The following is a 12,007-nucleotide window of genomic DNA, read 5'->3' as shown; positions in this document are numbered from 1 at the left end:
TTATATATGTGTCGTTCTGCCCTTCTACATGCTCTACTACGTCTACTACTCCGTCATATTCTGTATTGAATACTTTAAATACTCGGCCATCTGCAAGCTGTATCAATTGAATATAACCTTCTAGATCGCTTTGGTATAGATGATCTATATATCTTTGAGTATCATCTGTTACCCTGCTAGTAGCTGAACCCTCCACTCTTGCCCCTCCTTCCTGCATCTTTCGTATTATTCAGGACAGTAAAAAAGGTTGGTAGCTCTCTATAAGCCCCAACCTTGCATAAGCGAATATTTATCTGCTTTAATGCACTTTATTTCTTATAAACTAGAGAATGTTCCCTATTTTTTCTTGTACCCTTTGCCATAAACTTTTATTGAAAAAAATTCACAGTATGTTATAATGGTGGTACAAAAGTTTATAATATTAATAAAGCATATTAAAGCGTCTTGCAGGTCGCTTATGCTTGGCTTGAGACTTATAGAGTTGGTGGCTCTGTAAGTCTTTTTACTGTCTCTTTATCTATACTTTAATTATATCATATCTTCTTTATCTATACTTTAATTATATCATATCTCATGTGGATAAACAAATCTTTCAATTACTCCAAACCCCATTGTATAGAGGTCTTGCCATACAATCATACTATATATTGTATGTGTCTGCTATATCTGGCCTTCATATTCCTCTTTCTATGCGTTCAATAGCATGTCCTAATATAAATACATACCTAAGTGCTTATAATCGCTCTACGGGCTTATATGGGCGTCTAAATGCTATATGGTGTTATTGTCATGGGCTTTTGTTCTGTAATTGCCTCTTTTATATTGCGTTGGATAACTCTTTTATATAAAGCTGCGTAATCGTCTATTTCCTTCCTATGTGGTGCTATGCGTAAAATGATTATTTTGCGAATAGTATAAAACATCATTAAAATCCCTCAAATCGCCTTTAAATCACTTATAAGCATAAAATAATTAATCATATTAGGAATAACTATATAAAATCAATATCTTATAGCTTGAAGCTTCTACTAATTGCAGCATAAAAAAAAGTACCCTAGATTTTTAGGATACTTAGAATTTATATATATTTATAGCTGTCATGGGGTTGGTTTTGTAAACTTACCTATTTTGTGTTTGTTTTGTAAATCGACATTACCACCCCTACCCCTCACATTAGAAATATTATAATATAATTTGTCTTGTACCCCTCCCGTTTGTTGTTCCCCTGTAATATTTGATTTTTTATTGATAGGGGGGTATTATTAAATAAAAAAGATAGAGTTTTAAGGCTCTATCCTTTAGTGTCTTAGATTATACTTTTAAAATGTAATTGTAGTTGATTATTTGTCCCTGTGCTTAGATTAATAGCTTGTACCCATAGTTAGATATGGATATTAATATAAAAGCTCTTAAATCGCCTTCTAGGGCTTCATGGATATAAATAATATGAATATCTATATTTATCTACTAAATCCCTTATAAACAATCTCCAATAAGCTAATTAATAGATAAAGTCTTTTACTCTAATAAAAGCTAAATATAAAATATAATTATTTTCTTTAATAGTGCTTTTAAGGTTTTAATCTTTTAATCTTTTGAATGTTTTAGTAGAAGCAAGTATCATCTTTTAATGATGATGAAATTAGAAGTGATTTATTTAGTGTTATTTTAAGGTATCAATGGAATATAGGAATTAAAAATTATAAATTAATAGAGATTGCAGAAGATGATCTTGAAGAAAAAGAAAAAAATTAGAGTTATTAATATATAAATAACTTTAAAATAAAAATTAAGGAGTGTTTAACAATGGTAAATTGTAAAGCTTGTGGTAAGGAAATTGCAAAAGGGGTAAAAAAATGCCCTCATTGTGGTAAAGATCAGCGTAACTTTTTTATGAAGCATAAGATTATAACTGGTATTTTAGTTATTGTTTTATTAGCAGCATTAAGTGGAGTGATAGGTGGAGATGATAAACCTTCATCTGGAGGAGATATATCAAGTAAAGAAAATAGTAAAACAGAAGAAAATGTAGAAAAAGGTAAAGAGAAAGAAGAAAAGAAAACAGAATTTAAAGTAGATGAAGTTATTTCCTATAAGGATTTTGATTTAATTTTTACAAATCAAAGAAACATAAGTGGTATAAATGACTCTGAATACATTGTATTAGATGTAACTGTTGTGTCTAAAAAAGATAATTTTAATTTCTTTGGTGATGTTCAAGGGGTTACAGATGACAATGAGGTAGTAGATAATACTATAGCTTTTGTTGAAGAAGATTTGGGTGATCCAATAACGACAGCTTGGACAAAAACATTAAATAAACATCAAAAAGCAAGTGGATACGTAGCCTTTGATAAAAAAATAAATAAAATAGAAATTAGGAGTGATTTATTTTCAAACGATGTCATTTCTGTAATTGTGAATTAATTTATATTTTTATCACCTTCGCCTAACTTTGCTTAAGCATTTGAAATTTTAATAGTCAAGGTGGAGATTTTTTTCAAGTGGTTTTCTTTTAAAAAATACTACCTGATCCTTTACTTTTTATAAACGATTATTGCCAACAAACTTATCTTATTGAGTTGGCGATGGTCGTTTTTTTGTTTCCTTTTTTCCGTAAAAAAAGGAAGGTTTTAATCTTTTGCAAGTGATGAACTTACACTTGCTTCAGCTGGAAGCTGATTAGTTTTTTGTCAACCTGCCCTTTTATCCTTAATTCATACACTTAGTTTAACCCCCTTTCCTTCTCATACATATTTATATATTTGTATAATGTACTTCTACCAATTCCTAAATACTTTGCAAACCCTGTCTTTGTCATTTCTCCATAATCTCCATTTAAAAACTTTTCATATTCTTTAATAAATTCCTTTGGCAATCCTTCCTTAGGCCTTCCTAATGTCTTTCCTTTGGCTCTTGCTGCATCTAACCCTTGATTAATCCTTTGGACTGTCTTTTCTCTTTCCTGCTCTGCCATATGGGCCTTTAAAGTTATTACTATATCAATTATCATGTTATACATTCCATCATCAACTGTGTTATCCCATTCATTCATATAAGGTATATCTAATGCTATCAGTTTAATCCCTTTGGCCTTTAAGTCTTTGACTTCTGATATTGTATCGTCTGCATCTCTCCCTAATCTGTCTAAATCAGTAATAACTAATATATCCCCTTCCCTTAATGTCTTAGTCTTTAAATCCTTATATATGGGCCTATTCTCTGCTTTAACTGTTCCTGATATCCTTTCTTCTACTATTGCATCATATTTAAAATTATTATCTGCTGCATACCTTTCAAGTGTTACCTTTTGTCTATCTGTCTTTTGGCTTTCCTTATTGGTGCTAATTCTCATATATCCATAAATCATAATATAACCCCTTTCATTTCCTATTGTCTATATTATATCTGTCTATGAAATCATATTCAAATACCATAGACAATAATTAAGGTTATTTATGCCCTTTTACCTTCCTTTTCTTATTGTTTTACTTACTCTTTTACTGTTTATTAAATCATATGATTTATTGGACACTAATATTTTACATTTATATATATATTGTTAGCTTGTTTTTAATATTACCTTGTTTTTAATATTACTTTGTCTATAATATCCTAATATATTGGTCATTTATTAGCATCTTTACATATTAGGTATATAATATATTCCTTTTCACTCTCTGGCTTTTGTATTTGCCTCTTTTACTGCGTTGGAAAACTCTTTTTTATGGCCTCGGCTGTATCGTCTTTTAAAACTCGCATCATCAGAATAAAGAGGACATTCTTTATATGAGAGTGTCCTCTTCCCCTCTCATGCTATTAGTCTGTCTATGCTCATCAGGTTGTTATAGGCCACCTGTACCGCCATATAGGTCAGGATCTCCCTTTTGTTGCTCTTTTAATTCTCTTAATGCCCTTCTTCTCCAATAACTTTGGTTATACTCTTTTACCTTATCTGGATTTTTCTTTCTCCACTCTCTCTGGTACTCTCTTTGTTTCTCTCTTGCTAATTCCTCCAATTGCTCATCAGTTAACTTCTTATCCATGGTATCCACCTCCTTCTAGAATAAAAGCTATAATACACACATTTATAAAGAGCCATTTCACTAGGGTATTTAATACTAATAGCCTAATCGCACATTTATAAAGAGCCATTTCACTAGGGTATTTAATACTAATAGCCTAATCGCACATTTATAAAGAGCCATTTCACTAATAATTTAATACTAATAATAAGAGTAGATAAAAGAACTCATAGAGTAATAATCTTTCTTTGTGGTACATATTTGTACATGCACCCTATTCAACCCATTGATATATCTGTGTTTGCTCATGGTGGGGTAACTCTCCATTTTCATACTTTTCTACCTTCTATACATTCATACTTTTTCATGTACCACTATAAAGACTATTTCCTATTTCTAGGGTTCTTGCATTTTCCTTTTAAGCTGCGAATACCTTTAACCTGTCGTCTGGCAAATAGCTCTTTGATTTCCTCCTGCGTCAATAGATAACTACATGCTTTCTCTAAACAGTTATCACAATTAAGATCGCATATATTGAACTCGTCTATTTCAACTGTCATAACTACCTCATTGCTTAATGCAGGTATTCTATACTTGTTAGGTTTCTTATACTGGTCTTGTTGCACTATTTCCACCTTTCCCAACTCCTCCAACTTCTCTATCTGTTGTTTTAAGTGGCCTCTACGTGACTTGTTACCTGCTTCATTTATCTGCTTATAGGTCATATAGAATGTCCCTGTTTCGTCACAATAGGCCTTACCATGAATGTACAGTATGAAGTATAGGCGTCTCAATGCCTTACCCTTGATTGATAAGATCTCTTTTAAGTCTAATGCTGTAAGATCAACGTCTCTTTTATTTGTTTTAAGCTCATAGTCCCGTCTGTAGACTGTGTTTGTCATGTCCTTAATGTCTTGGTCTATCTCTTTGCTATTGCTCTTGTAAAGCTTCGTATCCTGCTTTGTAATCCATTCTTGCAGGAATGATCTTGTCTCCTCTTTGCTGTAACCTTTAATGTCTTTCAGGTATATAGCAATATTAAGCATGGTTACATGTCTAGTGTTAGGCTCGTTCATACCTAGATGTATTGTTTTCTCTATGGTGTCTATCTTATTAGCCATTGAATACTGCATAAAATGCGCCTTGCTCTTTAACTCTCTAAACTCATCTATCTCTATTAGCTCGTCATCTGTGAAGTAGCTTATCCTGCTTATGCTTGCATCATAGTTAATCTCTACCGCCTCATATACTGGCTCTGGGTCTATAGGTTCAATGGTCTGTATATATTCAAGGCTGTTGTCTACTTCTCGGCCAAACTGATTACAAAAATAGCAGTAATTATTGTAATGGTCTTTATTTTTGAAGTTTATCCCTAGTGGTAGCTTTATTGGTTTCCCATCTGCTCCTAATAGCTCTACTTTGTCAGGATTACCTGCATCTGCCATTACTATTGCATAAAACTTTGATAGTACATCATTAGGTACTAGTTTATTGAAGAATACGGCCACATGATAGCCCTTGTTACCGCTGTAACTGCAATGTATGTCCTCTGGCCTTACATAAGACGTTAAAGCTCTGTAAATGCTTTCTAGAACGTCTATAACCCTTGTGTCAATATCAAATATGATAAACTTGCTGTAGTCTTTTGGTGTAAAGATCGCTAATGTCTTTTGCTGTTTCAAATGTGCTTTAATGTCGCCATCTACTAATGCATAACGCCTCTTAATACCTATGCCTGTTGTTGAATATGTGCTATATGCTCCCTGTTGGTTCATCTCGCTATGCTTATATCTGGTAGTAATATATAGCTCATTGATCTTTTTAACTGCCTGTCTCTCGTTGTATTGCTCTGTCTCGTATTCTTTCAAGTAGTCATCATAGGCTATATTGTGTGTTTCGACGTGCTGTTTATTGGCTCGTTTCTCGTTACATATCTTGCATAAGCTATAACTCAATGCCTGTCCCCCTTTTATTCAGGACAGTAAAAAAAGGTTGGTAGCTCTCTATAAGCCCCAACCTTGCATATGCGAATATATTCCTGCTTTAATGTACTTTATTTCTTATAAACTAATGTTTATTTCTTGTTCCTTGTATATTATTATTTAATCTGACATTGTTTTTTCTTGATATCATGTTATAATGATATTACAAAGTGTTATATTAATAAAGCATATTAAAGCGTCTTGCAGGTCGCTTATGCTTGGCTTGAGACTTATAGAGTTGGTGGCTCTGTAAGTCTTTTTTACTGTCTATATTTTATTTTTTATCTATGTATCAATTATATCATATTTTATATCATATTTTTGTATGTTTGCTCCTTTACAAATAAAAATCTGTGGATAATTCCCCTTCTGGCTCTGGCTTTATCTCTGCATCTACCCATTCGCCCTTTATATCCTCGTTTTCATCTGTAAACACTAGTGGTACTATTCGCAAAATAAATATTCAGCGAATAGTACATAAAATGCTTGCAATCCCTTATAAATAATAGCCTTCGATATATTTTAAAAGGATATAAATCAGACTTACACCCTTTATGTGCGAATAAATATACACTTTTATGATAAATATACAACAACTAACCAACTTTTAGGACGGTTAATATGCAAATGTTTTATGTCCTTATATACAATATGACATCATAACATTATATACTTATCGAGCCCTCTTATCGCCCGTTCTTGCCTTTTAAATTGCTTATCCATAGTTCACTACCTTTTAAATGAAAAAAGGCGTTAAATCGCCCTTTAGTCGCTTGTACTTATACCGATAGGATAAAACATCCCCCCATGTTGGTTTTGCACTCATATTTTCCAACAAGTTATAAAATTTTCTAATCATCTGATCTAAATATTTTTTTATACCATGGTCGCTTTTGTCGTTCCTGTATATCTCGAATAGCCTTCATTAGCTGCCTATCCCTTTCCTCTTGCCTCGCCCTGTCCTTTTCTTTCACTGTTATTAATTCTTCTCTAGTTTCAACTAGTTCACCCTTCAATGACGATAACTCACCTTTGAGCTCTCTCACTTCCTGAAGAATACCCTGTTCAAGTCTGTGCATAGGCTTAGCCATACCCTCGTTAATTGATCGCTGTATAGCCCTTGTTATGTCCTCCTGCGTGATTATAGGGTTATCATTATGCACAATTATAGGCACGTTTTGAATATTCTTCGCCCTTTCAATCGCTTCTTCTGAAATGTCATACTGCGGCCCATATGGTCCGTCTATTAGTTCAGCTCGAAGCTTTCCGCTTTTTATCCATCTTCTAGCTGTTGACTCGCTTATATTCAATATACTGGCCGCCTCTTTTAAGTCCACCTATTACCACTCCCTACCTTGTCATACCTTGTCATATACGGTGAATAGTGTTGGTGCTACCCTCCTTTAGCTTTGGCTGTTAGGGTAACATCTGTATTCATCTTTAAATAGCCTGTCTCTCTGTCATCCGCCTATGGTAATAGTTCGACAATTTCTAATAATATCCTCTTTAAAAGGGCTAAACAAAACGGAACGTTCCGTAACGTTCCAAAGAAATCTAACGAATCCAAATCTGGATTGGTTGAAATATGCCCTTCGTAAACCTTTATATTTTAGTAAGCATCAATATGATGGAGAATGATGGAGGAGGATAGCACGCGTAAACCTGTATATTTTAGTAACCTTCTCTGCCGGTATTTTATATTTTTAAGTATAATTATTTTATGGAGGGACTTTTTATCCGAGTATTTCCGAGTGATGCTTTTACCTCTAATAAAAAAACAACACCCCTTTGCTAAAAAGCAACCCCCTCCCTTAACTTTGCTAAAAAAACTACAGAATAAAACCCGCGAGACACTACATTTTACGGGCTGTGAGAATATGCATATATATAGACAATTGCATATATGGACAAATTGCCGGTTTATCCATGTGTATTTTTAACATATTTTGAAGTACATTTCCTGCATTTAAGTTTGTAGATATGCCTTGATTTGAGATAACTTTAAAGAGCGTCTAGGGGGTTTAAAAGCTTCCAGGAGTGCTTTTAAAAGTTTAGTTGATGTTATATCTTCTAAAATTAATAATAGTTTATTTAAGAGTGAATTTGATAAGGAAAATAAAAAACAAATAAAAAGAAGTACACCTACATCGAGAAGATAAAATTAAGTATAAAAAAAGCACCTTTTTTAAGGTGTTTTTTGATGTTTTTGAACTTGATACTATAGAAATAACTCCTATCTTATTTCGTAACTAGTAAAGCCTTGAATTATCAATGTTTAATGGTGTTTTTAGGGTCGTTTTTCAGCATACTAAAATTGGACAGAAAAATATCCCTGTGTTATAATTTAATTGTTCAGAAAAAACCATAACCACAAGGGATATTTTATATCTTTTTTTTAATTTATCCCTTCTGGTTTCCAGAAAGGATTGATTAATTTGTCTACTAATGATTATAACACAGAATTAGAAATATTAAAAGATGTAAACAAGAATGGTAAGGATAATTTATGGCAGGAAAGGAAGCTTAACACTCTAGATCTAGCTGAAAGTTACAAACGACTAGGTTATAAAAAATATTATAGAGTCTTAGATTGCTCTACTTTTTTGGAATGAAGATATTATGTTGAATTAAAAGAGAAAAAGCTGATAAATGCTAACTTTTGTAAAGTGAGGTTGTGTCCTATGTGTGCTTGGAGAAGAAGCTTAAAGACTTTTGGACAAGTATCTAAGGTTATGGATTATGTAGAAGAAAATTATGATTATAAATATATTTTTTTAACTTTAACAGTTAAAAATTGTTATGGAGAAGATTTAAAAGATACTTTGGATTTAATGACTGGATCATTTAATAAATTAAATCAAAGAAAGCCATTTAAAAATGCTGTAAAGGGATATTTTAGAAGTCTTGAAGTGACTTACAATGAATATGAAAACACATACCACCCGCATTTTCATTTAATTTTAGCTGTAAATAATTCTTATTTTAAAGATACAAGAATTTATTTAACTCAAGAAGATTGGACTAATCTTTGGAAACAGTCTTTAAAAGTTGATTATACTCCAATAGTTGATGTTAGAAAAATTAAAGCTTCTGATGATGATACTTATGGAAAGGCAATAGCAGAAACTGCTAAATATACAGTAAAAACTAATGATTACTTAATTAAAGATGAAGAAGGAAAAATCAATGAAAAATTAACTGATGTAGTAGTTGATACCCTAGATACTGCTTTACATAGAAAGCGATTGGTTTCTTTTGGTTTTGTTTTTAAAGAAGTTCATAAAAAATTAAATTTAGATGATACAGAAGATGGCGATTTAAAAAATACTGATAATGATGATGAAATTAGAAGTGATTTATTTAGTGTTATTTTAAGGTATCAATGGAATATAGGAATTAAAAATTATAAATTAGTAGAAATAGCAGAAGATGATCTGGAAGAAAAAGAAGATAATTAAAGGGGGGTTTTATGTCTTTTTTTAAATGAATTAAAAATTATAAGATAGTGGAGAATTTAGAAGATGAATTCAATCGCAAAAAGGAAGAATTACTAGGTTTATAAAATACTATAAGATTACATTTATATAAATAGAATAAAAAATAGGGAGGTTTTATTATGGATATGTTTATATTTATAATAGGTTTTTTAGCTATACTTGTAGGATTAGTTTTATTAGTCTTCAATTTAATCAAAAAAAGACCTGTAAAGAAATATGGAATAACTATGTTGGTAGGATTAGTTTTGGCTATTACTGGCTTATTTATACCTATGAAAGACGATAGTACATTAACTGGACAAGACTCAGAAAAGAAAGAAATTCAAGATGAGGGAGAAGTTGAGGAGGTAACTCCTTACTCAAAAGAGATTGAACAAATTGATGGAAATATAAGTGATACTTTTAAAGGCAAGAATTATAACATTGAAATAGAAGGAGAAGAAGGAGATTATGAAGTTTCAATTGCTTTAGATGCTGATGATGATAGGTTTTTAGAATCTATTTGGTGTGGTAGTAATGGTTTAGATTTTCTTGAAGGTATGAAAGAATCTCAGCCTGAACTTGATAAAAATATAAATACTTATGAATTATTATTTTTTGCTGAAGATTCACAAACTTATTCAAGCAAGGTAGATAATTCAGACTCGAATGAGATAAAAAAGTTAGATTTAGTTTCAGAAGAAAGTGGAGAGGTTGTTATAGTTACTACTGAAGATGTAGAAAAATTTCATGCAGCTGAAAAAGAGCGAAAAGAGAGAGAAGAAGCTGAGCGTAAAGAACAAGAACAAGAAAAATACAATACTGGAATAACAGTAAAAGATATGGCTAGAGATAAAGATGGACTAGCAGGTTCTCTTGTTACATTTTCTGGTAAGATAATACAGGTTATGCAAGGAGATGGCTATAATCAATATAGAATGGCTGTAGATGATGATTATGATCAAGTTATACTTATAGAAATTTCAGATGATCAATTAGAAACTAATATACTTGAAGATGATTTTATAACTATTCAAGGTGTTAGTTTTGGAAATGTAGAATATGAAACTGTAATGGGTGCTAAGAAAAGTGTGCCTGGAGTAATAGTTGATAATTTTACTCTGAATTAAAAAAATTAATAGATTAATATTAATTAGTGTTTTTGTCCATTATAATTAGAAAACCAAAAGACAAAAATATATTTACTTTTATTGAGTTGGCTTTTGGTATTTAAAAGCCAATGGACAAAATAGAAAAAGTCAAGGATTGTTTAGGTGGAGATTTTTTCAAGTGGTTTTTTTGGGTAGTGTGAAATAGTTTGTGTTTCATCATTCCAGGTCAAGGAATTTGACAAAAATTAAAACTATTTAAAGATAAAAATTTATATTAATATAGATTCAATAAGAATCATAAATTAGATTTAATAATTTAGTATATTCTTGCACATTAAAATTAAGCTGTCAAGCTTTATACTTTTTTTATAAAAAATATGCTAAAATAGTAGCAGTAGTAAATGTGGGGCTTGTGGGTAATTGCATAGCAATTATCCATAAATCCACATTTTATTTTTTATGCTTTTTTAAGACATCTTCAAAGAATATATTTAATTGAGCCAATATTTGATCCCAACCTCTCATCCTAGTTGTCCACTTGGCTGTAGCATTTACCATTGCTAAATAAAGACTCTTTTCTAAAGAAAAATCGGTAGGAAAGATTGTCTTATTTTTGGTCACTTTTCTTAGTTGTCTATTAAAGTTTTCTATGGTATTCGTGGTGTACATCAGCTTCCTGATTTCTGGTGGATATTTGAAAAATACTGATAATTCAGCCCAATTATTACGCCAGCTTGATACGCAGCTTGGGTATTTACTGCCCCATTTGTCTTCAAAGAAATCTAATTGAATTAATGCTGTTTCTTCATTATTTGCTTTATATACAGTCTTTAAGTCTTTCATTAATTCACGTATATCCTTGTAGCTTACATATCTGGTGGAACTTCTAATTTGATGAATTACGCATTTTTGAATTTCTGCCTTTGGATATACGGCAGTTATTGCCTGGCTAAAGCCGGGTAAATTGTCTGTTGAAAAAATCAGAACATCTTCTAAACCTCTATTTTTAAGATCATTTAATACCATTAACCAATATTTTGAACTCTCATTTTCATCAACATACATACCTAACACTTCTTTTAATCCGTCCATTGTATACGCTAAAACGATGTATACTGCCTTTTTAACCACAACCCCATTGTCTCTTACGTTGTAGTGGATTGCGTCCATAAAAACGAATGGATAAACGCTCTCTAAGGGTCTTTGTCGCCACTCTTCAATTGTCGGAAGTATTTTATTTGTTATCTTTGTAACTGTTGATTCTGATAGTCCAAATCCATAGATTTCTTGAATGTGAGCAGATATATCTCTTGTTGTCATACCTCTTCCATACATTGATATTATCTGATTTTCAATGCTCGATATGTCCTTCTCATACTTTTTAATTATTTGTGGTTCAAAGCTTCCGGTCC

The 12,007-nt window shown here is 31.6% G+C and carries 9 protein-coding genes; 3 read left to right on the top strand and 6 right to left on the bottom strand.

The annotated features are described in order from the left end of the window. On the bottom strand, positions 1-196 hold a 196-nt coding region (locus tag PHP06_08670; protein MDD3840629.1), incomplete at its 3' end, for a hypothetical protein. 1,610 nt (positions 197-1,806) lie between these two features. Here PHP06_08670 and PHP06_08665 point away from each other — a divergent pair. After that, complete coding sequence (locus PHP06_08665; protein ID MDD3840628.1) at positions 1,807-2,427, top strand: zinc ribbon domain-containing protein; 621 nt, start codon at positions 1,807-1,809, stop codon at positions 2,425-2,427. 298 nt (positions 2,428-2,725) lie between these two features. Here the strand turns inward: PHP06_08665 and PHP06_08660 are convergent, their stop codons facing one another. From PHP06_08660 to PHP06_08645, 4 genes are all read right to left on the bottom strand, one after another. Continuing rightward, positions 2,726-3,370 (bottom strand): recombinase family protein, encoded by a 645-nt coding sequence (locus PHP06_08660; protein MDD3840627.1) that lies wholly within the window; start codon positions 3,368-3,370, stop codon positions 2,726-2,728. A gap of 475 nt (positions 3,371-3,845) precedes the next feature. Beyond that, entirely contained in the window at positions 3,846-4,046 is a 201-nt protein-coding gene (locus PHP06_08655) for a hypothetical protein (protein MDD3840626.1), read from the bottom strand. Positions 4,047-4,408: 362 nt separating this feature from the next. Continuing rightward, positions 4,409-5,980, bottom strand: a complete 1,572-nt coding sequence (locus tag PHP06_08650) for a hypothetical protein (protein MDD3840625.1) — start codon at positions 5,978-5,980, stop codon at positions 4,409-4,411. Positions 5,981-6,858: 878 nt separating this feature from the next. After that, on the bottom strand, positions 6,859-7,344 hold the full coding sequence (locus PHP06_08645; GenBank protein MDD3840624.1) for a helix-turn-helix domain-containing protein: 486 nt from the start codon (positions 7,342-7,344) through the stop codon (positions 6,859-6,861). 1,308 nt (positions 7,345-8,652) lie between these two features. Between PHP06_08645 and PHP06_08640 the strand changes: the two genes are divergently transcribed. Continuing rightward, a complete protein-coding gene (locus PHP06_08640; protein MDD3840623.1) occupies positions 8,653-9,465 on the top strand; it encodes a protein rep in 813 nt (270 codons plus the stop codon). A gap of 158 nt (positions 9,466-9,623) precedes the next feature. Beyond that, entirely contained in the window at positions 9,624-10,613 is a 990-nt protein-coding gene (locus PHP06_08635) for a hypothetical protein (GenBank protein ID MDD3840622.1), read from the top strand. Between the two features lie 432 nt (positions 10,614-11,045). Here PHP06_08635 and PHP06_08630 read toward each other — a convergent pair. Then, on the bottom strand, positions 11,046-12,007 hold a 962-nt coding region (locus PHP06_08630), incomplete at its 5' end, for an IS256 family transposase (GenBank protein MDD3840621.1).

The organism is Clostridia bacterium, from assembly GCA_028698525.1.
Lineage (GTDB): Bacteria > Bacillota > Clostridia > JAQVDB01 > JAQVDB01 > JAQVDB01.
Note: the sequence above shows the minus strand (reverse complement) of the source record. Positions and strands in the feature narration are given on the sequence as shown.

Coding starts and splice junctions, on each gene's coding strand:
- PHP06_08665 (MDD3840628.1), top strand. CDS start 1,807: ATGGTAAATTGTAAAGCTTGTGGTAAGGAAATTGCAAAAGGGGTAAAA.
- PHP06_08660 (MDD3840627.1), bottom strand. CDS start 3,370: ATGATTTATGGATATATGAGAATTAGCACCAATAAGGAAAGCCAAAAG.
- PHP06_08655 (MDD3840626.1), bottom strand. CDS start 4,046: ATGGATAAGAAGTTAACTGATGAGCAATTGGAGGAATTAGCAAGAGAG.
- PHP06_08635 (MDD3840622.1), top strand. CDS start 9,624: ATGGATATGTTTATATTTATAATAGGTTTTTTAGCTATACTTGTAGGA.